Origin of the sequence: Pseudomonas sp. SIMBA_041 (assembly GCF_046535095.1) — a bacterium.
Lineage (GTDB): Bacteria > Pseudomonadota > Gammaproteobacteria > Pseudomonadales > Pseudomonadaceae > Aquipseudomonas > Aquipseudomonas mucoides.
The window spans coordinates 1-234 of sequence record NZ_JAWRXJ010000966.1; the positions used below are offsets into that span (position 1 = coordinate 1).

The following is a 234-nucleotide window of genomic DNA, read 5'->3' on the forward strand; positions in this document are numbered from 1 at the left end:
GGATGCCGCGCAGGAAGTTGGTGGTGCCGTCCAGTGGGTCGATGATCCACAGGTAGTCTTCGCCTTCGCCGCTGCCGGTGTGCAGGCCGGTTTCTTCGCCGAGGATGGCGTGGGTCGGGTAGGCTTTGCGCAGCGCGTCGATGATCTTCTGCTCGGCAGCGCGATCAACTTCGGATACGTAGTCTTTGGCGTCTTTTTCGTCGACCTTGATGGTATCCAGGCGCTCGATGGAGC

General features: G+C 61.1%; 1 protein-coding gene. It reads right to left on the bottom strand.

Annotated elements, in window-relative coordinates; translation table 11 throughout:
* Positions 1-234: inositol monophosphatase family protein (locus SB725_RS34010; RefSeq protein WP_410923800.1), on the bottom strand; the 234-nt coding region annotated here is incomplete at both ends.